A 22,077-nucleotide genomic window follows, 5' to 3' on the forward strand; every position below is an offset into this window, starting at 1 on the left:
GCAATGTTGACCAAAAATAGTTCGCGCTCCGGTGACCGCAAGGTACGGGTCCATCAGTTCCCACCTTTACGTCAACATCGTCAGCCGCTCCCTTCTGCTGATGGACTTATAATGGATCCGGCGGAATACCAAAAACAGCTAATGGACGGCTTTCAGGAAGGAGTTAACCAAGGGTTCAGTAAGGGCCTGTCTGATGGCAAAGAAGAGGGATATCAGGAAGGTATTCGCTTGGGCCATGAAGATGGGGTGCAAAAAGGGAAAACTGAAGGGCGGCACTTGGAAAGTAGCCGCTTTAATGAGGCTATCGCGCCTTTCACTGGCTATGTCGCCAAAATGCACGACTATTTGCACAGTTACGAAAATCGTCGCCGTGATGAATTACTGCAATTAGTGGAGAAAGTCACTCGTCAGGTTATCCGCTGCGAACTGGCGCTGCAACCGGCACAATTGCTGGCATTAGTGGACGAAGCACTGGCGGCTCAGCCTGCGGTACCGACACAGCTGAAAGTGTATCTCAACCCTATCGAACTGGGCCGTATTAATGATGTTGCGCCAGAAAAAGTTCAACAATGGGGTTTGGTGGCGGATGCAGAGATGGCCAGTGGCGAGTGCCGAGTGGTGACCGATACCACTGAAATTGATGTGGGCTGTCAGCATCGTCTGGATCAATGTATTGATGCTTTAAAAAGTAGCTTACTGTCGGATCAAGACCATGGGTGAGTTAGCGGCACTTGATAACGCACTGAAATCTATCGATAACATTAATCTGGCCAGAGTGGCTGGCCGCTTAGTGCGCGTTAACGGCATCCTACTGGAGAGTGTCGGCTGTCGTTTGGCTATCGGTCAGCGCTGTCGTATTGAAAGCACGCAAGAAACTTTTATTGATGCACAAGTTGTCGGCTTTGATAGGGAGGTCACTTACCTGATGCCCTTTAAACATCCCGATGGTCTGATGGGCGGCGCACGGGTTTTTCCTGCTGATCTGGGTGACGAATTAATGATTGGCGACAGTTGGCTTGGGCGTGTTGTGAATGGTTTGGGCGAGCCCATTGATGGCAAGGGAGTGCTGAGTGGCGATACACCATTGCCCTCGCAGTTACCGCAAATTCACCCTTTGCAACGCCAGCCAGTCAGTGCGCCATTGGATGTGGGCGTCAAGGCCATCAATGGCCTACTCACCATCGGCAAAGGGCAGCGAGTTGGCTTGATGGCGGGCAGTGGCGTGGGTAAAAGCATGCTGCTAGGTATGATGACGCGCTATACCCAAGCCGATGTGGTGGTGGTGGGTTTAATTGGCGAACGTGGCCGCGAAGTGAAAGAATTTATCGAGCATTCATTGCAGGCCAGTGGCATGGCAAAGTCAGTGGTCATTGCCGCACCGGCAGATGAATCTCCACTCATGCGCATCAAGGCCACAGAGCTGTGTCATTCCATCGCCACTTATTATCGTGATAAAGGCTTGGATGTGCTGCTGTTGGTGGATTCATTGACCCGCTATGCCATGGCGCAACGGGAAATAGCGCTCTCATTGGGCGAGCCGCCAGCCACCAAAGGCTACCCGCCATCCGCTTTTAGTATCATTCCCCGTCTGGCCGAAAGTGCCGGTAACAGCCACGGCAGTGGCACCATGACCGCCATTTATACAGTATTAGCGGAAGGTGACGATCAACAGGATCCGATAGTTGACTGTGCCAGAGCGGTATTGGATGGTCACATTGTCTTGACGCGAAAGCTGGCGGAGGCCGGGCACTATCCCGCCATTGATATCGGCCAATCAATCAGTCGTTGTATGAATCAAATAACCTCGCACGATCAGATCCTCTCAGCGCGATCATTAAAGCAATGCTATGCCGATTATATGGCGATCAAGCCCTTGATCCCGTTAGGGGGATATGTGCCGGGAGCCGATCCTGCGGTGGATTTGGCAGTGCAGACATACCCGGCGATTATCGATTTCCTGCGCCAGGAAGTGACTCAACTAGCGTCACTTGCCGCCACCCTTACACATTTAAAGGCGTTATACCCTCATAACTAATTAACAGGTATGCAGAATGGATACCATCAACACGCTGCGACAATTGCAGCAGTTGCGTCAACAAGCATTGAATCAGGCAAGTAGTCAATTGGCACAACAGAAGCAGTTGTGTCAGCGTTATCAGAGCAATATCAATGCATTGATTTCATTAGCTGATTTATCATTAACAGCCACGCCAGTACTGGCACCTAAAGTGGCGGCCTTACAAATGGTAAATAATGCTCATTATAAGCGCCATATTCAGCGGGTTATTGATTGGCAAAAGCAGGAGCAGGTGCTGGCAAATATTGAAGCCAGTAAGTTGCAGCTTCAGTTACAGCAGCAGGCGTGTCGGGAAAAAACGGTGGCAGTGGTGCTAGAGCAACAACAAGAACTGCATAAATTGGAATTATCGCGGGGTGAACAGAAAACTACTGATGCTCAGGCGGCACAATGTTGGCAGCGACGCGCTTTACAGCAAGGTTCACTGGCAGGCTAAGCACTCAATTTGGGTGCTTTTTTTATGTATATTATGATGAAGATTATACTGATAACCCCATCGCCATAGTGTGGATTAGACTATGGCGATGGGGTTATTGGTGGGGAATATCCCATAATATCACTGCGATAAAAGTTGATTGGTAGAGCCTATATTCGGCAATCAGCCGGCATATAGAAAATCAGATTGGGTTGCTGTCAATGAAGATAGGATTTCCATCTGCATGGTTAGCAACAGACCGTTATGGTGATTTTGCTGGCGACAAGCATCGGCACGTAAGCGTAAATCTGCCCATAATGCATAAGAATGCTCACGGTAATGCAACGGTAAGTTGGATATTAGCATGTGCATACCTTCTTTATGGGCAGGTAGCTGTAATTCCTGCATCAATAATTGGCGTTCATTGGCTGTTTTATCAATAATATCATATAGTTCAGTTAGCTTCGTATTAAGGATTTTCAGTGCTTCGGTGTCATGAGTAATCATGAATTCTCGCTGTTTTACCAGCAATTTTTCCAAGGCAATATAACGTTTACGATCTTCCTGAATAGACACCAACAACTGCTGCATTCTTTGCTGTTTTATTGCCAGTGTAGTTTCCATTGCCGGGTCAGCTCCTGTGGAAATTGATCATCGCTTTAGCAATATCAGCGCTATTAAGCGTGATTTTACCGGCTTGAATGTCAGCTTTAACCGCCGCAACACTCAGTTTGTCTATCTCTGGCATTGCCCCTAATTGCTGGTGCAATTCAGCGGTAGAGGCTGAGTGCTGCACGGTGTCAGCAATAGCATTAATCGGGGCTATTGCTTGAACTTTCGGGGCATTTTCATTTTTTGCGATGGGTTTCGCTACCATCATTTGTTGCCGATTTGCATTAATTTCCATATCAAATCACCTTTTAGTCAGTTAGCAAACGGTACGCAGAGTCGCCGTTGTTTTCGTTGTGGGCATATACCCACAACCTAATAAATATCGATGCTACTGAGATATAGCGTCACAGAATGGTCAAAACTTAACTGGTCGTAATGCCCAGCATTCTCACTTTGCCAATATCATCGACAATGGCACTGATAGTGCGTTTGCTGCTGAGGTTTTTCACTTTGATAAGCTCACCTTTACGGCCATTCTTTAGGGCTTCACCTAACATGCGGGCTTCAATGCCGTCCTGCTGCGCAATCATCAATACATGCTGACCACGGGTGACTAAAACCGGTTGTTCTAACTGTGTCGCCGTTACCGTTTGTAGGCCACGAATACGCCGCTTAACGGTGAATCCGACTATTTCATCCGGGTTAGTTAGGTAGCCGCCCTGGGTGGTCGCAATATTTTTCTTCTTCAATTCAATATCGTCAGGGGTTACCACCTTACCGCGCTCAAGGGTGTTTTTTGCTACCCAAACGGGCAGATAAATATCTGGTTTTACCGTCACTGCCACTTCCCAACCTTGTCCATCACTACAACTGATGTCATAGCGCAAACGCGATAAATCATGATGCCCATTTTGCGGCGAGGCCACGCGAATTTCACTTTTGCAGGCTTTATAGCGGCTGACTTCGGCGGGAACAAAAATATTCATTTTAGCGGTATAGCCTTGCCAGTTTTTATTTTTGGCAGTTTGGCCGATATCCGCGCTGGCGGCTTGCAATGCCCGCGCATAAACCTGTTTTCGGGCGTGAGTTTCAGTGCTGTGGGCGGTGCTCATCGACAGTGAGATAAGGCAAATAAAGAGGGAGAGCAGCCGATAGCGACGACGGATAAAAAAAGTCATAACCAAGGGGAAAAATAGCTTCCCATTACGAGGTTCTAATAGATAAAAAGTATTGATATTCATGATGTTATAAACCTGGCACGTTGTTTGCATTATTGGATGTGAATTCGTGCAATAACAGCGTTTAAACATCAAATCAGGACGTATTTTGTGGGTATTGATTTTCAGAAAGCACTCGGGGTTCACCCGATGGCGATGCAGCTTCGACTTACCAGAGCAGAACTGCTATCAGCCAACCTGGCGAATGTGAATACGCCAAATTTCCAGGCTAAAGATATTGATTTCGGCGCTGAAATGCAACGGGCAAAACGAGGTGGGGTTGGAATGACATCCGCTCAAATGACATTACCTCAAATGAAATACCGGTTGCCTTATCAACCCTCACAAGATGGCAATACCGTGGCATTGAATGTCGAGCAGGCAGAGTTTTCAAAAAATGCCCTCGATTATCAAACCAGTCTGTCATTTCTCAATATGAAACTAACGGGTTTGAAGCAAGCGATTGAAGGGAAATAAAGATGTCGTTTAACAATATTTATCGGGTATCAGGCTCTGCGATGACAGCCCAAACCATCAGGCTCAACACCATCGCCAGTAATTTGGCTAATGCTGAGTCACCCGCTGCTTCTGCGGCCGATGTTTACAAGGCGCGTAGCCCCATATTTTCAGCCGTGTATCCCCCACGCAATGCCGCTAATCCTAGGGGCCTCAGCGGGGCGCAGGTACAGGTGCGGGATGTGGTGGAAACCGGCGGTGCGGTGCAGCGTTATGAACCCAATCACCCGCTGGCTAACCCGCAGGGCTATGTGTTTTATCCCGCGGTGAATGTGGTCTCGGAGATGGCAGACATGATGTCGGCTTCACGCAGTTTCGAGACCAATGTTGAAGTCCTTAACAGTGTGAAAAGCATGCAGCAGAGCGTGTTAAGGCTTGGAGAGCGCTAATCATGAATATTAATGAAACTAGAAATTTATCAACGAAGACGAATAACGCGCTTTCCCCTGCGGGAGGGGAGTTGGCCACTGGCGATCAGCTTAATAACCAGTTTATGACGTTATTGGTGGCGCAGATTCAGAATCAAGATCCACTGAATCCGACTGATGGCACTGAATTTGTCAGCCAGATGGCCCAGCTCTCGCAGGTTCAATCTACCGAGAACATGGCCAAGATGCTCAATCGCAGCACGGTACAGATGGAAAAGATGCAAGCCATGGCTACAGCCAATCTGGTTGGGCAGAAAGTCATGGTCGAGAGCAACACTGTTGAGTTGGATAAACAGAACCAAAGTGGGCGTCTGACCTTACAGCATGCAGCATCATCGGTAGCGATTTATTTAACTGATGAGTCAGGGCAGGAGCACCGAATCGATTTGGGCGAACAATCCGCTGGCAATGTGGATTTCACTATCGATCCCGCGAAGCACCATCTTAAACCGGGTAAATACCAGCTCAGCGTGGTGAGCAGCAGTGGGGAAGAATTCATTCCGCTGGAACTCTCGGGGACTGTTAACTCGGTACGTATCCCGCCACAGGGCGGTGCTGCGCAATTGAATATTACCGGTCTTGGTGATGTTTCTTACAGCAAAATCAAACAGTTTGGTTTTTAGCGCCATACCGATAAATCCTAAAAATAACCCATTACTTTATAAGAGAAATATTTTATGAGTTTTAGCATTGCCAATACCGGCCTGAGTGCAGTGAATGAGCAGTTGAGTTCTGTCAGTAACAATATTGCTAACTCGGGAACCAAGGGTTTTAAGTCTAGCCGGACTGAATTCTCCTCTATGTATGCTCAATCGCAACCACTGGGCGTGGGTGTTAGCGGCACGTCACAAAATATCAGTAAAGATGGCTCTATCGAGAAAACCGGCAATGCAATGGATTTGGCTATTTCCGGCAGCGGTTTTTTTGTGGTGAAAAACAGCAGCGGTGATGAGGCTTATACCCGCGCGGGTATGTTCAGCAGTGATAAAAATGGTTTCTTAGTCAATGCTAGTGGCATGAAATTACAAGGTTATGGTGTTGATGCTGCCGGTAATTTGCAGACTAACATCATCACTGATTTGAAGATAAGTACGACCGGTATACCGGCAAAAGCCACCAGCAAACTGGACTTTATGACCAACTTACCTGCTGGTGATGCTCGTCCGACCAATTCCACCTTCAGTCCTACTGATAAAACCTCTTATAACCATATGTCCACATCGACGGCTTATGACTCATTGGGCCGTCAGCATATGCTGACACAATATTTTGTTAAGACTAACAATCCTGGTGAGTGGGATGTGCATTATGCTGTTGACGGTGCCGTGCAGACAGGTACACATCAACTTAAGTTTGATACCTCAGGCGTGATGACGAGTGCAAGCACCAAAGCCATTACTGGCTCCTACACCCCAGCCGGTGCTGCAGGTTTCAATATTAATATCGATTACAGCGGTACGACACAATTCCAATCTGAGTTTCTTCCTACCACCAATAAAGGTGATGGCTACACCTCTGGCACTAAAAACGGTGAGCGCATTGAAAATGATGGTTCGGTCTATGCCACCTTTAGCAATGGCGAGCGGATGCTGCAGGGCAAGTTTGTATTAGCCAACTTTGCCAATCCTAATGGTTTAGCCGCCCAAAATGGTACCACCTGGACGGCAACCAACAAGTCGGGGGCGGCATTAATGGGGGCTCCCGGTTCTGGTTTGTTAGGTGATATTGAAGTTGGCGCACTGGAATCTTCTAACGTCGACTTAACCGCCGAGTTAGTTAACCTGATGACGGCGCAACGTAATTATCAGGCAAATACCAAAATCATCAGCACCAATGACAGCATGATGAATGCGCTGTTCCAGGTGTTGTAATGGATAAGCTTCTCTATACCGCCGTCAGCGGGGCTAACCGCAGCCTGACGCAACAAAAGATTCATGCCAACAATCTGGCTAACGTCAACACACAGGGATTTCGGGCTGATTTGGAGCGCGCCACGGCAACTCAGGTTCCTGGCGGCGGCTACAGCAGCCGCGTGGCGGTACTCAGCCAGAGTGCTGGGGTTGATATGACCGCCGGTCATTTGCAGGAAACAGGCCGGGATCTGGATATTGCGCTGAAAGACCGTGGGCTGATTGCCGTGCTCAGTGGCGGCCGTGAGACTTATACCCGCAATGGACAAATGAGCGTCGGCCCAGACGGTGATTTAACTATCAATGGGTTAGCGGTATTAGGGGAAGGCGGGCCAATTATGTTGCCGCCTTATTCCACGATCTCGGTTGCTGATGACGGCACTATTACCATTATTCCACAAGAGGGCGGCATCAAAACGCCCACGGACATTGATCGCATCAAACTGGTGGATATTCCAACCAATCAACTGAGCAAAAATAACCGTGGTTTATTGGTGAGCCGCCGTGGCGCAGCCCCGCGCGATGACAATATCCAGCTAGTCAGTAAGCATCTGGAAAGTAGCAATATTTCCGCTATCAATGAAATGACCGCCAGTATCTCCCTCAGCCGCCAATTTGAAGCACAAATCAAAATGATGAAAGTGGCTGAAGATCTGGCGCAAACGGGTAACCGGATGATTCGTGGCAGCTAATCGCCGCCTTAATACATTTTTATTTAATGGATATCAACATTAGGGAGCAGTACGTATGAATCCAGCCTTATGGGTCAGTAAAACCGGTTTGGCGGCACAAGATGCCAAGATGAATGCCATTTCGAACAATCTGGCTAACGTCAATACCGACGGCTTTAAACGTGATCGGGTGGTATTTGAAGATCTGTTCTATCAAAACCAACGCGCTCCCGGCACGCCACTGGATCAAAACAATACCACGCCAAATGGTATTCAGTTTGGTAGCGGCGTCAAAGTCGTCGGGACACAAAAACAATTTACCGTCGGCAATATTAAGGTCACTAAAGGTGAATTTGATGTCGCCATTACCGGCCAAGGTTTCTTCCAAATTGAAACGACAGATGGCGGCTTGGCTTATACCCGCGCGGGCAATTTATCGATCAATGCTGATGGGGTGCTGACCAATGCGCAGGGCATGGCCATTATTCCACAAATTGAGCTGCCACCGGGTGCTCAGGACTTGGCGATAGGCAAAGACGGCACGGTTACCGCTCGGGTTGGTGACGATGCCGAACCCGCAGAATTAGGGCAAATAACCCTGGTTAACTTTGTTAATCCCGCCGGTTTAGAGGCAGTGGGCGGCAACATGTACAAAGAAACTATCGCCAGTGGCACCGCAGTGGAAGGGGTGCCTGGTGAAGAGGCATTTGGCCAGTTGGAGCATGGTTCACTGGAAGGTTCCAATGTGCAGGTGGTGGAAGAAATGGTCGACATGATTACGGTGCAGCGGGCTTATGAGATGAATGCCAAAATGGTTTCTGCTGCCGATGACATGCTGAAGTTTGTGACTCAGAAGCTGTAATCCCTTTTAGAACTTGACGTTGCAGAGGGGGAGTTAAGCGAACTCAATCGCTGGCTGCCTATCTGCAACCTCAATGACTTAGGGCCTGGCAGCCCATCTGTTGAAAAGTGAATGATGAATGAAAAGGTTTTTAATATTAACAGGCATTGTGCTGTCGCTGAGTGGTTGTGAAACCCCGGCGCTGCTGGTGCATAAAGATGATGCCGCATTTGCCCCTCCGGCTAATCTGGTGCAAGCGGCCACGACCAAGGAAGGGGGCGGGTTGTTTCAGCCGGCCTATAACTGGTCATTGTTGCAGGACCGGCGCGCTTATCGGATTGGTGACATTCTGACCGTCAAATTGGACGAATCCACTCAGTCGAGCAAGCAGGCTAAAACTAACTTTGGCAAAAAGAACGACATGAGTCTGGGCATCCCTGAAGTGTTGGGGAGAAAGCTGAAAAAGTTCGGCGGTTCAATCTCGGGTAAGCGGGACTTCGACGGCAGTGCCACCTCGGCACAGCAAAACATGCTGCGGGGCTCAATTACCGTCGCGGTGCATCAGGTGCTCCCCAATGGCGTATTGGTTATCCGTGGCGAGAAGTGGCTGACCCTCAATCAAGGGGATGAATATATGCGGGTTACCGGCTTAGTTCGGGCTGATGATGTTGAGCGGGATAACTCGGTTTCCTCTCAACGTATTGCCAATGCACGTATTTCCTATGCAGGCCGTGGGGCACTTAGTGATGCCAACTCAGCCGGTTGGTTGACGCGCTTCTTTAACCACCCACTGTTCCCTATCTAGGCAGGAGCCGACATGTTACGACGTTATTTTGTGCTGGTGGGGTTGTGGTTTGCTCTACCGGCCGCGCTGGCTCAACCCTTGGGTTCCCTAGTGGATATTCAGGGGGTACGAGGCAACCAACTGGTGGGTTACAGCCTGGTGGTGGGCCTTGATGGTTCCGGCGATAAGAATCAGGTCAAATTTACCGGTCAATCCATGGCGAATATGTTGCGCCAGTTTGGTGTGCAGTTACCGGAGAAAATCGATCCTAAAGTGAAGAATGTCGCGGCGGTCGCCATCAGCGCCACTCTGCCACCGGGTTATGCCCGTGGGCAGTCCATTGATATTACGGTTTCTTCTATTGGTGATGCGAAAAGCTTGCGTGGCGGCACGCTGTTATTGACCCAACTGCGTGGTGCCGATGGTGAGGTATATGCCTTGGCGCAAGGCAATGTGATTGTTGGCGGCATTAAAGCCGAGGGGGACAGTGGCTCCAGCGTCACGATTAATACCCCCACAGTTGGGCGCATCCCTAATGGTGGCAGCATTGAGCGCGAGATACCGAGCGACTTTCAAAGCAACAGTCAGGTGGTGCTGAATCTGAAACGGCCTAGCTTTAAATCGGCCAACAATGTGGCCTTAGCACTGAACCGTGCGTTTGGTGCCAATACTGCGGTGGCGCAAAGTGCCACTAATGTGATGGTCAATGCCCCGCAAGATCCCGGCGCGCGCGTGTCTTTTATGTCACTGCTGGAAGATGTACAAATCAATGCGGGTAAGCAGCCGCCTCGGGTGGTATTCAATGCGCGCACTGGCACGGTGGTGATTGGTGAAGGTGTCATGGTGCACTCGGCGGCGGTTTCTCACGGCAATCTGACGGTCAGTATTCGTGAGAAGAAAAATGTCAGCCAGCCCAATGCATTAAGTTCAGGAAAAACCGTCACTACGCCCGACAGTGATATTGAAGTGACGAAAGGCCGTAATCAAATGGTGCTGGTGCCCAGTGGGACGCAATTACGCAGTATCGTAAATACCATCAATAGTTTAGGCGCTTCTCCCGATGACATTATGGCGATACTGCAAGCTTTGCATGAAGCTGGGGCATTGGATGCTGAACTGGTTGTGATCTAAGGAATAGAAATGATTGAAGCAATTGGCACATCAGCCCCGGTTATGCCGGGGAGCTTTGCTGGTGATTTACGGCCAGAGAATCTGGAACAAGCCGCGGTGCAATTTGAGGCGCTGTTTATGCGCACGTTACTGGCCCAAATGCGTAAGGCAGCTGAAGCATTAGCTGCTGATGACGACCCTTTTAATAGCAAGCAACAACGTATGATGCGTGATTTTTACGACGACAAACTGGCCTCGACTCTGGCTTCGCAGCGTAGCAGTGGTATTGCGCATTTACTGATTCAGCAACTGGGCAATAAATAGAATTCCCCGTGTCGGCTATTTAAGGACAAAGGATAAATAGCCGTTTTTAACCACCAAGTCAGTCATAACTGAAAAAACTTACCACAGGGAATACCATGGATTTTATTAAAACCGCGTTTAGCGGTGCACAAGCTGCGCAGGCCCATCTTGGTGCTACAGCAATGAATGTAGCTAATATGAAGACCCCAGGTTATTCACGTCAACGAGCGGAACAAAGTGCGCTAGGTGCTCATGGTGTCGGGCCAAGTGCAGGTAATGGCGTTCATGTTGATGGTATTAAGCGCCTGTCAGATCATTATCTAGTGAAACAAGAGTGGCGGGCTAATAGCCAGGATGCCTATTTCAATGGTAAGCAGCGTTATTTGGATAAGCTGGAGTCAGCGGTATCGACAGAAAGTACCAGCCTATCTAAAGGATTAAATGAATTCTATGCTGCTTTGAATGGTGCAACATTGATCCCTGACTCACTGCCGCAGCGACAAAATATTATTAATACAGCGGATGCTCTCGCATTACGTATTAATAATACCAACAGTATTATTGCCGATCAGAAACAAGCTATTGCCAATCAACGGATGGCCTGTGTAGATCAAATCAATATACTGACTCGTTCGATTGCCGATTATAACCAGAAAATAGTGCAGTTAAATGCCAGTGGTGTAAATACCAATGCACTATTAGATAGCCGTGATCAGCAGATAAAAGAATTGAGTGCGTTGGTAGAGATTCGCTCAACGCAAGAGAAGGACGGAAGTTTTAATATTTCTTTGAAAAACGGTCAGCCGTTAGTCAATGGCTTTACTGCTGCATCAATTGCAACTAATCCTAACGTTGGTGGGCCGGCGCTTAATTTGACCTTCTCAGGGAGTCAATCACCTATGGAAATGTCCTGTGGGGGTCAGCTAGGGGCCTTATATGATTATGAAACCGGTATATTGAGCAGTGTTCAGGACACTATCAGTAATATTGCGGAGCAACTGGCAAAAGAATTTAACGACCAATTAGCCAAGGGTTCGGATTTAGACGGTAATGCCGGAGCTGCGCTGTTTACATTTGACGCTACTAATCCCAGCAGCATGCTGACAGTGAATCCTATTAGTTTGAAACAATTAGCACTGGCTGCAAAGGGTAAAGGGCCAGGTGATAATGCCAATTTACATACACTTATCGCGATCAAAGATAAACAGATTACCTTTAGTGGTGGTCATCTCTCTAGCCTGAGTGATGCTTGTGTTGGGTTATTCAGTGATATTGGCGTGGAAAGTGGTCGAAACAAAACTGAGCTAAAAGCGGCAAGCGATGTATTAATTCAAGCAACCCGTGAGAGAGAAAGTGTCAGCGGCGTTGAGAAAGACGAGGAGGCCATGAATTTAATGGAGTATCAGCGTGCTTATCAATCAAATATTAAAGTGGTTTCCACTGGCGACCAATTATTCCGTGATTTATTAGCGCTGTTTTGACACTAACTAAAGAATAAGGACATAGCCATGAGAATCAGTACTTCAATGATGACGGCAACCATGCATCAGTCGGTAAGTAATAGTAACTCAGAAAGAGAGAAGCTAATGAAACAGATTAGTAGCCAACTTCGGGTTATTGTACCGTCTGATGATCCTATTGCCAGTACTTGGATGGGGCAATTAGAGCAAGAACAATCAGCAATTAACCAATATAAGCAAAATATCTCACGGCTGAATAATAGTTTAACCAAGCAAGAAAAGAATGTTACCGCACTCAAAAATGAACTGGGTGATATTAAAGATGAATTACTGGCAGCAGTGAATGATAGCCGCGGTAGTTTAGATATGGCCAGCTATGGTAATTCGATAGAAGCGCGCTTGGAATCTATCGTGACATTCTTAAATACTAAAAGTGGCGAGGGGCGTTATATATTTTCGGGTACGGCAACAGGTACATTGCCCATTCGCTATGATGCCAGCAACAAAGAGTATCACTACGATGGCAATAGCGACTACCGTGAGACGATCACCGCTAATGGTATAAATGTACGTGAAAACACGCACCTACAGGAAGCTTTTGGTCTGCAATCGTCGGGCAATATGGGTACGCTAAGTAAGCTAAAAGAATTATGTAATGAAATGAAGACCAATCCGGATAAGGCCAGTTATATCAGCGAGCTACAGGATATGCTCGAGTTAATTGATGATGCGACCAACTACATGGCCGCTACAGAAACAGAGCTGGGTAGCCGCCAAAATCGGATTAACTTACTGTCAGATACACATGAAAGAAATGAAGAGGCCAATAACGATATTGCACGCAATCTGGTGGGATTAGATGAAATTCAAACCCAGGCTATGATTCTGGAAATGCAGGCTCACCAAAATGCCTTGATCAGTACATTCAAAATGTACAATCAGGTCAATAATCTTTCCCTTTTTAACTTACTATAAGCTGAATAAATGTCATGCAGGTAGGACTTAACACCACTCACGGGCTTCGCGGGAACAAAACATCCAGTCATCCGCTGGCCGTTCATCAGCACCAGCCTGTTAATGGTCATAAGCAGAATAAAGTAATATCGAATTTTCCAGATTCGCCATTTATATCTAGCCAGCCATTACGTTATAACGTGCAGCTTAATCAACAACTGACCTCCTTACAGCAAGCAGGTCGGTATTTGCATGAAGCTGAACGGCAAATTGCTCAATTACACAATGTAGTACAGCAAGGGAAAGTCAGCACTGAAGTGCAGCAATTGGCAGAAAAAACCGTCAACTGGCTACAATGTCGTGCATCAGTTTCAGCCAATACGGTTGACCGGCAATTAAATATTGCACTGGAGCAAGCTGCAAAAGTTAATTTCAGTTGGCAGGATGCCAATCGTGTATTGCAATCCTCCCAAGAGGAAACGCTACTTTTTTCTTCACAAGGTGCTGAAACTAAAATAGTTGCTCTCAGATTTCCGGCGGAGGGAAATATCCGTCAGAATCTATTGGTACTGAATAAAGGGTTAGGGCGTTTAGGTATTCATGGCGAGCTGACTCAGCATGGGCAGGTTCGATTCAGTATTGATGAGCAACACTGGCAGGAAATTAATCAACTCCATGTTCGGGGTGAGGGCTATCGTTTCGGTTCCGAGAATAGTCAACCTTTAGTGCTGACGGCGGAAGCCGCGCTGGTTGATGATGTTCGCCATATTATTGAGCAGCCCATAGAGGCTAAAAAGTACCTGGGTAATATGCAACAGGCATTAACGCAGATAACCGGACAAATGCGGGAACTTAATGAGCATAAGCAAAAGGTACGTAGCAGCATTGAAAGTATGTGCAGTTTATCGTCATCAAATACAGTGCAGTTAATGGCTGAATCACTCGCCAGTAAGTTGGCCCAAGGAAAAGAGCATTATAACCTGTTATTGCAGGCATTGAATGGACAGGGAAATATACACAGTTTGACAGTAAGAAACTTGCTGGGAAACTAACTTGCTATCACGCACCTTGCGTGATCATCGTCTGAAACCGAGGGGGAATCATTATTTCCCCTTGGTTCTCTCTCCCAACACGATACCGCTTTGGCCAAATAATAATGGCTGCCCATCAATGACCATTGGTGTCATATACACAGTGTTATGGACTAAATAATCTAAAAAACCATCAATCATGCGACCGGAGGTTGGGTTATTAAAAAATATTGGACTGTAATTAAAGCTTAATTGACCATTGGCGGCATTCTGTACGGTAAATTTTCCCTTAAAAATAAAGCGATTATCATTAGGATTAGTAATTGTACTGATGACTCCGCCTTGGGTTGTCGTAATACGGGCATCATAAATCTCTTTTTGTTGCGACAACAAATCATAGAAACCCATCTGTAATTGGGCTTGAAAGGGTTGCTGTGCACTAGTTTCAGAAGAGACTTTGGCTGCCGCTAATGAAAGAAATAGCGCCAGCACTACCAGCATTATTCCGCTTTTAACATTGAGCCATTTCATTAACTTTTCTCTCCATCTCTCGATAAATCAAATTATTGAGTAATTGTTCACTTTGACGCCAATGGTAAATTGTCATGCCAAGTTGTTTATTTTCACATTGACTCTCTACCGAAAAATTAAAATCCAGTCGCCTTAATGACACAAAGTAATAAACAGTAATATGTGTGTTTTTTAACTTAATTTGTTTATTTATCATGTAGAAAGTGTCTTTTAAACGCTGGTTCAGTTTTTCTTTATCCTGTAGCGATAACTGCGAATCAACTAACTGGAATATGCGGATGTTGCTGTACATCCCCAAGTCTTGTTCAACCGCTTGATAGTGGCTGGAACCTGACCTCTGATGGAGGATATAGCTACCCGCGGCACCTATTACGATAACCAATAATACCAGCAAAAGAATGACCCAATAATTGAAACTGTGGCGCTTTGGCGGCGCAGTTATTTGAGTTGCTGGCGGCTCTAACACTGAACTGGAGGGCGGCTGTTCTTCTTCATTATGATTAATATGTTGTGCAACAGCTTCAGTGGTTTCTGTGGCTAGTGGCTCATCTGCAAGAGATAGCGAATGCAGATGTTGACTCTCATCAAGCAGGGGAGCATTTAGGTTGTTAGCCGGGGGCTCTTCCTGAGGCGAAATATTTTGTTCTTCTGCTTGTTCCTCACTGTCTTCCTCAATAATCTCGCAAAATTCCGGGTCTAATAAATAACCCAATTTAGGAATAGTTTGGATAATGCGCTGCTGTTTATTCTCGTCACCCAGAGCGACACGCAGAGTATGGATAGCATTCGGTAAACTGTTATTGCCAATAACACGGCGGTGCCAAACTAAATTCGTTATCTCATCACGGGATAATATTTCACCGGCATGTTCCAGCAACACGGTGATCAATTTTAATTGATACTCACCAAGGCGCTTAGTTTCACCTGTCTTTCTGTGGGTAATAAATCCAGAAATCAGGTCGATTGTGTAGTCGTTAACGACATATGTTTTTCTTATCATCTTCATGTACAGGTAGCGGTAAGTTACGATAGCACCATTGCTATCCAGGCGTTAAGCTGGCGAATATCCAAGAAAATATACGATGCCACCATGTTGCTTTAAACGGTAAAAAGAAACTAAGAATTAATGCCAGATGTAAAAGTTTTCAGGTTAGTCCATTGCCGAACAGGATAAATTATTCATTTCCCTGTAATAAATTGTTTTTTAGCTAAACCTTTACATCATCAACATTATTATTCAAACAACATAAAACAATCAACTCATTCATTGAGGTATTTTTACTGTTATGATTTATATGAACTTTTAATTACAGTTGAGATGGCAATTATCTTATTGCTCTCATAGCAAGAAACAGAGGGTGTGTGTTACTGTTTTTTTTAAAACGAATAGTTAATCAAAAAAATAGAATATTAATTTTACTCATAGAGTATGGGTATTTATGCCGCTTTAAATAAATACACTGCTATATCCGGTAAAACTGGCTGGTTAATAATTTTGATCGTCTATTTAATTTTATCTCTTTATGGGTCGCCTTAACTCAGTACCACGGGAGCTAATGGTTAGCCCCGAACTGAGGAGAATTATCTCATGGCAATGTCCATTTTTACTAATCCAGCCAGCATGTCAGCCATCAACTCACTGAACCGCGCTAATGCATTGCAAAGCGTTTCTGCAATGCGTATGACCAGCGGCAAACGTATTAACTCGGCTTCTGATGACGCAGCCGGTATGCAGATTGCTTCCCGCCTGAACAGCCAGGTACGTGGTATGAATGTGGCGATGCGCAACATTTCAGATACTAAATCGATGCTGAAAACGGCGGAAGGGGCATTTGTTGAGTCAGATAATATCCTGAACCGTATGAAAGATTTGGCGACCCAGGCTGCCAATGACACCAATGCTAAAGGCGACCGTGCTGCTTTGCAGAAAGAGTTCACTCAGTTGGGTCAGGAGCTGAAAAGCATTCTGGACAACACCAGCTACAGCGGCGAAAAACTGTTTGCCACCGGCGGTAAGTTGACCGGCAAGCTGAACTTCCAGACTGGCGCACAGAAAGGTGAAGGTCTGGAACTGGATGTGGCGCAGCAAATTGGTGACCTGGTGAAAGAAGTCGCTCAAGATACTGATGCGACTCATGCTGCTGCCGAAAAGAACGCAATCACTAAAGTTGAAAACGCTGAGAAAGATGTGCTTGCCAAGAAAGCGGCCTATGATAAGGCTCCAGCTGTTGCAAGCGCAAAAACCGACTGGGAAGCAGCGCTGACTGCCAATAAAGCTGCTGCTGATGAGTTAGATACTCTTTATGCGGATGTCTCGACCTTTAAATCAGGGGTGATTAACCTGAAAGTGGTTGGTGCTCAATCTGCCATGCGTGCGGTGCAGGAACTGGAAAAAGCGGTGGGAACCTACGGTGAAATGCGCTCCACACTGGGTGCCAACATTAACCGTCTGGATTCCAGCGCCGCTAACCTGTCGAACATGAAAGACAACACCGAACTGGCGATGAGCAGCATCATGGACACTGATTTTGCAGTGGAAATGACTAACTCTTCGCGTAATCAAATGCTGATGCAGACCAGCTCCATGATGCTGAAGCAGTCTAACGGCATGGTCAACATGATTGGTAACCTGCTGGGCTAAGTTTAGCGCCGGTTATTATTCAAGATACCGCTCTTCGGGGCGGTATTTTTTTAACTTTTTTTAGCCCGTCTATTTTTGACATTAACTTAATTTTTGCCGTTATTGTGCCGCTTTAACTTAGTACCACGGGCGCTAATGGTTAGCCCCGAACTGAGGAGAATTATCCCATGGCAATGTCCATTTTTACTAATCCAGCCAGCATGTCAGCCATCAACTCACTGAACCGCGCTAATGCATTGCAAAGCGTTTCTGCAATGCGTATGACCAGCGGCAAACGTATTAACTCGGCCTCTGATGATGCAGCCGGTATGCAGATTGCTTCCCGCCTGAACAGCCAGGTGCGCGGCATGAATGTGGCGATGCGCAATATTTCAGACACTAAATCGATGCTGAAAACGGCGGAAGGGGCCTTTGTTGAGTCAGATAATATCCTGAACCGTATGAAAGATTTGGCGACCCAGTCAGCTAATGACACCAATGCTAAAGGCGACCGTGCTGCCTTGCAGAAAGAGTTCACTCAGTTGGGTCAGGAGCTGAAAAGCATTCTGGATAACACCAGCTACAGCGGTGAAAAACTGTTTGCCACCGGCGGTAAATTGACTGGCAAGCTGAACTTCCAGACTGGCGCGCAGAAAGGTGAAGGTCTGGAGCTGGATGTAGCGACGCAAATTGACGGTTTGATTAAGGGCGTGACCAAAGAAGTGAAGGCCGATGATACTGCTACAGTTGGCACTATTGAAAAGGATTTGGATGTTGCACAAAAAGCTTTAGACGCTAAAACCACTGATGAAGATGCCGCAAAGCAGAAATATGACGATGAGGTGGTAAAACTCAACGGTGGTACGGGCTCACCAACGGATGTTGATTCAGCTAAAACAAAATGGGACGCCGCAATTGTCGATACGAAAACAGCCACTGACAATCTGGACGAGTTATTTGTCCGCGATGATTATGATGCTGGTGTGGCCACCCTAACGATTGGCGATGCTAAAAAAGCAATGAAAGCGGTAACCGAGCTGGAAAAAGCCGTGGCCACCTACGGTGAAATGCGCTCCACACTGGGTGCCAATATCAACCGTCTGGATTCCAGCGCCGCTAACCTGTCAAACATGAAAGACAACACCGAACTGGCGATGAGCAGCATCATGGACACTGATTTTGCGGTGGAAATGACCAACTCTTCGCGTAACCAAATGCTGATGCAGACCAGCTCAATGATGCTGAAACAGTCTAACGGCATGGTGAACATGATTGGCAACCTGCTGGGCTAAGCTCCATCTTGGCAAAAAGGGCTGCGGCTTAAAACACGATACCGCTTTCGGGCGGTATTTTTTCCTCTGTAGTTTGCTGCGCTCTTCCGCTGAATGGAAAAATCATTTCCTCTGTGAAATTTAACTCATTAAATATCAATGAATTAAAGTTGGCACGAGGATTGCTAACAATAAACGATGCTGAATAACGCAAATCATACCGGGAGTAATAGCATGCTTGATTTTGATCCCAGCCAAATGGCGCAAGGTGCAGCCAATAGTCTGTTCGAGGTACGGGTTAATCGATTAAAAGGCCAGCAGGCTCAATTTAAGAAAGAACAAGATGCATTAAGCAAAATACAAAGTGGCTTAAATGATTTTCGTACCGCGCTGAATGGCATCAATAAAAGAGATGAGGGGGTGCTAAAGCTGAAAACCACCTCCAGTGATGAAGAGATTGCTACGGTTACCGCTAACCATAAAGCGGCGAAAGGCAGCTATAACCTGTTTGTTAAACAGTTGGCGAGTACTCATCAATTAGCACTGCAAGATCTTGACGATAGCACTGTGGCTAATGCCACTGGCCCTTTTGAGCTGGAGATCGGTGGCAAAACCATCAGCATTGAAACTGGCTCTTTGAACACGGTTGCCGATCTGGCTGAGGCGATTAATAAGCACAAAGATAATCAGGACAGTGACAAAAAAGAATTGCTCACGGCTGCGCTGATCCGTAGTGGCGGCAAAGTGGTGCTGACATTAACCAGCAGCAACAGCGGCAAGGATAACAAAATTACGCTACCTGGCTCATTGCCTACTGCTTTTGCTGGGGTAAGTAAAAAAGAGTTATCAGCTGCGGCCGATGCTGAGGTTTGGCTGGGGAATGAGAATAGCGGGATTCAGATTCTGCACTCGAGCAATACGTTGGACTCAGTGATTGACGGGGTCACCATCAATCTGACGAAAGTGCAAAAAACTGGCGATGCGCCGCTGCATATCGACGTTGAGATGGATAGTTCTGCCACCAAAGAACAAGTTAAGAAGTTTGTTGATGCATTTAATCGCATTAAAAAGCTGGTGATGCCTACCCGAGATAAGGTCGACGACAGCAAAGATAAGGATGCCACCACCCGCTATAGCAGCAATTCAAACCATGGTATTAGTGCGTTAAATAGCATCCTTAATAGCTTGGTTCGCCAGCCTATCGATGGCAAAAGCATTCTTGATTTCGGCATTAAAACCAACCGTGATGGTGGGTTAGAAATCGACAGCAAAAAATTTGAGCAGGCAATAAAAGACGATCCTAAAGCATTAGTGGCTTTGCTAAACGGTGACAGTGGATTATTGAAAAAACTGGATACTAGCCTCGAACCTTATATCAATAAAAACACCGGATTACTGAAAGGGCGTAATGAGTCGCTTGAGCGTAAAACAGCCAGTATCCATAAGCAGCTTGATATGTTGAAAGAGCAACATAGCCAAACATTTGAGCGCTATCTGTTGCAGTTTAGCAAGATAAAAGAGGCTTCGGCGCAAATGGCATTAAACATGCGAGCCTGGGGTTTTAACTGATGATCGGGCAGGAATAGATTATGTATACCAATCAGGAACCTGGTTCTTATCAAGGGGCTGATATTGCCATGCAGGCGGCAGCGGCAACACCACATCAATTAGTGTTGATGCTGTTTGATGGTCTACAGGATGAGTTGGTGCGGGCCAAAAGTCATATTGTGGCGAAACGCTATGAGCATAAGGCGCAAAGCATCAATAAATGCATTGATATTCTGAATGCACTGACCAGTTCACTGGACTTTGAGCGTGGTGGTGAACTGGTCGTCAATCTTGGCAAGATTTATGACTTCTGCGTTTACCGGCTCTACGATGCCAGCAATCAGTTATCAGTTGATTTTGTGGCTGAAGTAGAACAAATCCTGGCCACACTGCGCAGTGGCTGGGAAGCAATAAAGGATACTGAATGAATGGTTTAGCATTAATTGAGCAGTTGCAGTGCGAGTTGCTTGATGTAGCACAGCAGAATCACTGGGATGCTATGCCACTGATAAATCAACGTATTGATCAACTGGTGACTTTTTTGCAGCAACAACATTCGGTGCCGCAAGCGATTGAGCAGGCCATGCAGCAATTAAAAACTCACTATCAATGGGCTTATCAGCAGTCTTTATTGTATCAGGCACATTTAAACAGCAGCATGGCACAATTACGGCAAGCTCAACCCGGGATTACCGCCTACGCGGAGATGGCCATCACAGCCTACCAAAATATGGCCACGGAAGAGGAGCAGCGGTGATTACATTAACAGGCTTTGCTCAGGCGACCAGCCAACTGGCATCTGAGTCGGGGTTAGAAAATCCCCCGGTCACGGGTAATGCAGAGGATGCGGGAATCAATAATCTGGCGGCTTTCGATGCAGCTCTTTTGCAGGCGAGAGAGCCACATCAGCCTATCTCACTAAGGCCCTCGGTGGTGATGGACTTGATGGCACAAGTTGATGATGCCGGGAAGAATAGCGCGACAACGCCAGCAATGGATGAACAGAACCAGCAGTTGCTGAATGTGTTACTACATAGTCATGCACAGAATGCGCCAGCGCCAAGTTTACTGTCTATGACGGCTTTACCACGCAGTCTGCCGCAGGATACAGGCAACTCGACGACAGAACTGATGCCGCCGGGGCCGCAGAAGAAGTCGTCAGCATTAGTGAGTTTGCTGAAATCAACTGGGCCAAGGCTGGATATCACATCGCCAGCGGCCAGCGTGGGTGAAAATGCATTATCTGGCCGGATGGTACCGGAGGGATTAAGCCCGGTAATACAGTCAGCGGCACAAGCTCCCGCCAATGGAAATGGTGCTAATCATCCTCATGAGGCGACCGCGCCACGCATGGAAAGCCAATTAACTCTGGCGAAAAGCCAGCCAGAGTGGTCGCAGCAATTACGAACCGTGCTAGGCGAGCGCCTGCAATTACAGGTCGAAAACAAAGTGCAGCATGCCACTATTCGGCTTGATCCCCCGGATATGGGCAAAATTGATATTTCAGTACATATGGAAGGAGGAAAACTACAAGTTCATATCAATGCGAGTCAGGGGGATGTTTATCGGGCATTACAACAGAGTAGTGCCGAGTTACGACAGGCATTAACCGGGCAAAATAGTGCTGCTGTTGAGGTGCAAATATCGGCGAATAGCCAGCAACAACAGCGCCAACAGCAGCATCAAAAACCACATGACGATATTTTGGCCGCACGTCATATTGAGACTCAAGTGGATATGGGCATCGACGACGGTACACTCTTAATTACTGTATAAGG

26 protein-coding genes are annotated in these 22,077 nt (G+C 46.8%); 21 read left to right on the forward strand and 5 right to left on the reverse strand.

What is annotated here, in order from left to right:
- The first annotated feature begins 3 nt into the window (after window positions 1-3).
- Genes fliH through fliJ form a run of 3 tightly spaced genes read left to right on the forward strand, consistent with a single transcriptional unit; the run spans window position 4 to window position 2,513 of the window.
- Window positions 4-720 (forward strand): flagellar assembly protein FliH, encoded by a 717-nt coding sequence (gene fliH / locus FTA96_RS17695; protein ID WP_050145376.1) that lies wholly within the window; start codon window positions 4-6, stop codon window positions 718-720.
- Window positions 713-2,035 (forward strand): flagellar protein export ATPase FliI, encoded by a 1,323-nt coding sequence (gene fliI / locus FTA96_RS17700; protein ID WP_145574449.1) that lies wholly within the window; start codon window positions 713-715, stop codon window positions 2,033-2,035. Before fliH ends, fliI begins: the two co-directional genes overlap by 8 nt.
- 16 nt (window positions 2,036-2,051) lie before the next feature.
- The gene (fliJ, locus tag FTA96_RS17705; RefSeq protein WP_145574451.1) at window positions 2,052-2,513 is read left to right on the forward strand and encodes a flagellar export protein FliJ; all 462 of its coding nucleotides are present in this window, start codon (window positions 2,052-2,054) and stop codon (window positions 2,511-2,513) included.
- Window positions 2,514-2,675: 162 nt separating this feature from the next.
- Here fliJ and flgN read toward each other — a convergent pair whose 3' ends face one another.
- From flgN to flgA, 3 genes are all read right to left on the reverse strand, one after another.
- Complete coding sequence (gene flgN, locus FTA96_RS17710; RefSeq protein ID WP_145574453.1) at window positions 2,676-3,116, reverse strand: flagellar export chaperone FlgN; 441 nt, start codon at window positions 3,114-3,116, stop codon at window positions 2,676-2,678.
- A gap of 7 nt (window positions 3,117-3,123) precedes the next feature.
- Window positions 3,124-3,399: a flagellar biosynthesis anti-sigma factor FlgM gene (flgM, locus tag FTA96_RS17715; protein ID WP_050123475.1), complete on the reverse strand. Its 276-nt coding sequence runs from the start codon at window positions 3,397-3,399 to the stop codon at window positions 3,124-3,126.
- A 127-nt stretch (window positions 3,400-3,526) separates the two neighbouring features.
- Window positions 3,527-4,375 (reverse strand): flagellar basal body P-ring formation chaperone FlgA, encoded by an 849-nt coding sequence (gene flgA / locus FTA96_RS17720; RefSeq protein WP_145574456.1) that lies wholly within the window; start codon window positions 4,373-4,375, stop codon window positions 3,527-3,529.
- Window positions 4,376-4,432: 57 nt separating this feature from the next.
- Between flgA and flgB the strand changes: the two genes are divergently transcribed.
- The 12 genes from flgB (at window position 4,433) to FTA96_RS17780 (ending at window position 14,350) form a co-directional block, all read left to right on the forward strand.
- The gene (gene flgB / locus FTA96_RS17725; protein ID WP_050123479.1) at window positions 4,433-4,798 is read left to right on the forward strand and encodes a flagellar basal body rod protein FlgB; all 366 of its coding nucleotides are present in this window, start codon (window positions 4,433-4,435) and stop codon (window positions 4,796-4,798) included.
- Window positions 4,799-4,800: 2 nt separating this feature from the next.
- Window positions 4,801-5,226 (forward strand): flagellar basal body rod protein FlgC, encoded by a 426-nt coding sequence (flgC, locus tag FTA96_RS17730; RefSeq protein WP_050318066.1) that lies wholly within the window; start codon window positions 4,801-4,803, stop codon window positions 5,224-5,226.
- 2 nt (window positions 5,227-5,228) lie between these two features.
- The gene (flgD, locus tag FTA96_RS17735) at window positions 5,229-5,888 is read left to right on the forward strand and encodes a flagellar hook assembly protein FlgD (protein ID WP_145574458.1); all 660 of its coding nucleotides are present in this window, start codon (window positions 5,229-5,231) and stop codon (window positions 5,886-5,888) included.
- A 54-nt stretch (window positions 5,889-5,942) separates the two neighbouring features.
- Window positions 5,943-7,136: a flagellar hook protein FlgE gene (flgE, locus tag FTA96_RS17740; RefSeq protein WP_050150813.1), complete on the forward strand. Its 1,194-nt coding sequence runs from the start codon at window positions 5,943-5,945 to the stop codon at window positions 7,134-7,136.
- The gene (flgF, locus tag FTA96_RS17745) at window positions 7,136-7,867 is read left to right on the forward strand and encodes a flagellar basal-body rod protein FlgF (protein ID WP_145507114.1); all 732 of its coding nucleotides are present in this window, start codon (window positions 7,136-7,138) and stop codon (window positions 7,865-7,867) included. Before flgE ends, flgF begins: the two co-directional genes overlap by 1 nt.
- Window positions 7,868-7,922: 55 nt before the next feature.
- Entirely contained in the window at window positions 7,923-8,708 is a 786-nt protein-coding gene (gene flgG, locus FTA96_RS17750) for a flagellar basal-body rod protein FlgG (RefSeq protein ID WP_050123491.1), read from the forward strand.
- Window positions 8,709-8,826: 118 nt separating this feature from the next.
- Entirely contained in the window at window positions 8,827-9,492 is a 666-nt protein-coding gene (gene flgH / locus FTA96_RS17755) for a flagellar basal body L-ring protein FlgH (protein ID WP_145538241.1), read from the forward strand.
- Window positions 9,493-9,504: 12 nt separating this feature from the next.
- Entirely contained in the window at window positions 9,505-10,602 is a 1,098-nt protein-coding gene (locus tag FTA96_RS17760) for a flagellar basal body P-ring protein FlgI (protein WP_050123494.1), read from the forward strand.
- A 9-nt stretch (window positions 10,603-10,611) separates the two neighbouring features.
- Complete coding sequence (locus FTA96_RS17765; RefSeq protein ID WP_050123497.1) at window positions 10,612-10,905, forward strand: rod-binding protein; 294 nt, start codon at window positions 10,612-10,614, stop codon at window positions 10,903-10,905.
- A gap of 95 nt (window positions 10,906-11,000) precedes the next feature.
- On the forward strand, window positions 11,001-12,365 hold the full coding sequence (gene flgK, locus FTA96_RS17770) for a flagellar hook-associated protein FlgK (protein WP_050123500.1): 1,365 nt from the start codon (window positions 11,001-11,003) through the stop codon (window positions 12,363-12,365).
- Between the two features lie 27 nt (window positions 12,366-12,392).
- Window positions 12,393-13,319 (forward strand): flagellin N-terminal helical domain-containing protein, encoded by a 927-nt coding sequence (locus FTA96_RS17775; RefSeq protein ID WP_072077437.1) that lies wholly within the window; start codon window positions 12,393-12,395, stop codon window positions 13,317-13,319.
- Between the two features lie 14 nt (window positions 13,320-13,333).
- A complete protein-coding gene (locus FTA96_RS17780) occupies window positions 13,334-14,350 on the forward strand; it encodes a hypothetical protein (RefSeq protein ID WP_050150822.1) in 1,017 nt (338 codons plus the stop codon).
- A 51-nt stretch (window positions 14,351-14,401) separates the two neighbouring features.
- Here FTA96_RS17780 and FTA96_RS23320 read toward each other — a convergent pair whose 3' ends face one another.
- Window positions 14,402-14,860 carry a hypothetical protein gene (locus tag FTA96_RS23320; RefSeq protein WP_050145366.1) on the reverse strand — a complete coding sequence of 153 codons (459 nt, stop codon included), beginning with the start codon at window positions 14,858-14,860 and terminating at the stop codon, window positions 14,402-14,404.
- On the reverse strand, window positions 14,841-15,860 hold the full coding sequence (locus tag FTA96_RS17785; protein WP_186372891.1) for a winged helix-turn-helix domain-containing protein: 1,020 nt from the start codon (window positions 15,858-15,860) through the stop codon (window positions 14,841-14,843). Before FTA96_RS17785 ends, FTA96_RS23320 begins: the two co-directional genes overlap by 20 nt.
- A gap of 588 nt (window positions 15,861-16,448) precedes the next feature.
- On the opposite strand from FTA96_RS17785, the gene FTA96_RS17790 reads away from it, so the two are divergent.
- The 6 genes from FTA96_RS17790 to FTA96_RS17815 all read left to right on the forward strand — a co-directional run bounded on the left by FTA96_RS17790 (window position 16,449) and on the right by FTA96_RS17815 (window position 22,075).
- A complete protein-coding gene (locus tag FTA96_RS17790; protein WP_145574460.1) occupies window positions 16,449-17,501 on the forward strand; it encodes a flagellin N-terminal helical domain-containing protein in 1,053 nt (350 codons plus the stop codon).
- A gap of 167 nt (window positions 17,502-17,668) precedes the next feature.
- Window positions 17,669-18,772 carry a flagellin N-terminal helical domain-containing protein gene (locus FTA96_RS17795; protein WP_145574462.1) on the forward strand — a complete coding sequence of 368 codons (1,104 nt, stop codon included), beginning with the start codon at window positions 17,669-17,671 and terminating at the stop codon, window positions 18,770-18,772.
- Between the two features lie 213 nt (window positions 18,773-18,985).
- On the forward strand, window positions 18,986-20,320 hold the full coding sequence (fliD, locus tag FTA96_RS17800) for a flagellar filament capping protein FliD (RefSeq protein WP_186372892.1): 1,335 nt from the start codon (window positions 18,986-18,988) through the stop codon (window positions 20,318-20,320).
- 20 nt (window positions 20,321-20,340) lie between these two features.
- On the forward strand, window positions 20,341-20,727 hold the full coding sequence (gene fliS, locus FTA96_RS17805) for a flagellar export chaperone FliS (protein WP_050123522.1): 387 nt from the start codon (window positions 20,341-20,343) through the stop codon (window positions 20,725-20,727).
- The gene (locus tag FTA96_RS23570; RefSeq protein ID WP_145574466.1) at window positions 20,724-21,056 is read left to right on the forward strand and encodes a hypothetical protein; all 333 of its coding nucleotides are present in this window, start codon (window positions 20,724-20,726) and stop codon (window positions 21,054-21,056) included. Before fliS ends, FTA96_RS23570 begins: the two co-directional genes overlap by 4 nt.
- Window positions 21,053-22,075 carry a flagellar hook-length control protein FliK gene (locus FTA96_RS17815; RefSeq protein ID WP_050145361.1) on the forward strand — a complete coding sequence of 341 codons (1,023 nt, stop codon included), beginning with the start codon at window positions 21,053-21,055 and terminating at the stop codon, window positions 22,073-22,075. The genes FTA96_RS23570 and FTA96_RS17815 overlap by 4 nt, the downstream gene beginning before the upstream one ends.
- Window positions 22,076-22,077: the final 2 nt, after the last annotated feature.

Origin of the sequence: Yersinia alsatica (assembly GCF_902170305.1) — a bacterium.
Taxonomy (GTDB): Bacteria; Pseudomonadota; Gammaproteobacteria; order Enterobacterales; family Enterobacteriaceae; genus Yersinia; species Yersinia alsatica.

Coding starts and splice junctions, on each gene's coding strand:
- fliH (WP_050145376.1), top strand. CDS start 4: ATGTTGACCAAAAATAGTTCGCGCTCCGGTGACCGCAAGGTACGGGTC.
- fliI (WP_145574449.1), top strand. CDS start 713: ATGGGTGAGTTAGCGGCACTTGATAACGCACTGAAATCTATCGATAAC.
- fliJ (WP_145574451.1), top strand. CDS start 2,052: ATGGATACCATCAACACGCTGCGACAATTGCAGCAGTTGCGTCAACAA.
- flgN (WP_145574453.1), bottom strand. CDS start 3,116: ATGGAAACTACACTGGCAATAAAACAGCAAAGAATGCAGCAGTTGTTG.
- flgM (WP_050123475.1), bottom strand. CDS start 3,399: ATGGAAATTAATGCAAATCGGCAACAAATGATGGTAGCGAAACCCATC.
- flgA (WP_145574456.1), bottom strand. CDS start 4,375: ATGCAAACAACGTGCCAGGTTTATAACATCATGAATATCAATACTTTT.
- flgC (WP_050318066.1), top strand. CDS start 4,801: ATGTCGTTTAACAATATTTATCGGGTATCAGGCTCTGCGATGACAGCC.
- flgD (WP_145574458.1), top strand. CDS start 5,229: ATGAATATTAATGAAACTAGAAATTTATCAACGAAGACGAATAACGCG.
- flgE (WP_050150813.1), top strand. CDS start 5,943: ATGAGTTTTAGCATTGCCAATACCGGCCTGAGTGCAGTGAATGAGCAG.
- flgF (WP_145507114.1), top strand. CDS start 7,136: ATGGATAAGCTTCTCTATACCGCCGTCAGCGGGGCTAACCGCAGCCTG.
- flgG (WP_050123491.1), top strand. CDS start 7,923: ATGAATCCAGCCTTATGGGTCAGTAAAACCGGTTTGGCGGCACAAGAT.
- flgH (WP_145538241.1), top strand. CDS start 8,827: ATGAAAAGGTTTTTAATATTAACAGGCATTGTGCTGTCGCTGAGTGGT.
- FTA96_RS17760 (WP_050123494.1), top strand. CDS start 9,505: ATGTTACGACGTTATTTTGTGCTGGTGGGGTTGTGGTTTGCTCTACCG.
- FTA96_RS17765 (WP_050123497.1), top strand. CDS start 10,612: ATGATTGAAGCAATTGGCACATCAGCCCCGGTTATGCCGGGGAGCTTT.
- flgK (WP_050123500.1), top strand. CDS start 11,001: ATGGATTTTATTAAAACCGCGTTTAGCGGTGCACAAGCTGCGCAGGCC.
- FTA96_RS17775 (WP_072077437.1), top strand. CDS start 12,393: ATGAGAATCAGTACTTCAATGATGACGGCAACCATGCATCAGTCGGTA.
- FTA96_RS17780 (WP_050150822.1), top strand. CDS start 13,334: ATGCAGGTAGGACTTAACACCACTCACGGGCTTCGCGGGAACAAAACA.
- FTA96_RS23320 (WP_050145366.1), bottom strand. CDS start 14,860: ATGAAATGGCTCAATGTTAAAAGCGGAATAATGCTGGTAGTGCTGGCG.
- FTA96_RS17785 (WP_186372891.1), bottom strand. CDS start 15,860: ATGATAAGAAAAACATATGTCGTTAACGACTACACAATCGACCTGATT.
- FTA96_RS17790 (WP_145574460.1), top strand. CDS start 16,449: ATGGCAATGTCCATTTTTACTAATCCAGCCAGCATGTCAGCCATCAAC.
- FTA96_RS17795 (WP_145574462.1), top strand. CDS start 17,669: ATGGCAATGTCCATTTTTACTAATCCAGCCAGCATGTCAGCCATCAAC.
- fliD (WP_186372892.1), top strand. CDS start 18,986: ATGCTTGATTTTGATCCCAGCCAAATGGCGCAAGGTGCAGCCAATAGT.
- fliS (WP_050123522.1), top strand. CDS start 20,341: ATGTATACCAATCAGGAACCTGGTTCTTATCAAGGGGCTGATATTGCC.
- FTA96_RS23570 (WP_145574466.1), top strand. CDS start 20,724: ATGAATGGTTTAGCATTAATTGAGCAGTTGCAGTGCGAGTTGCTTGAT.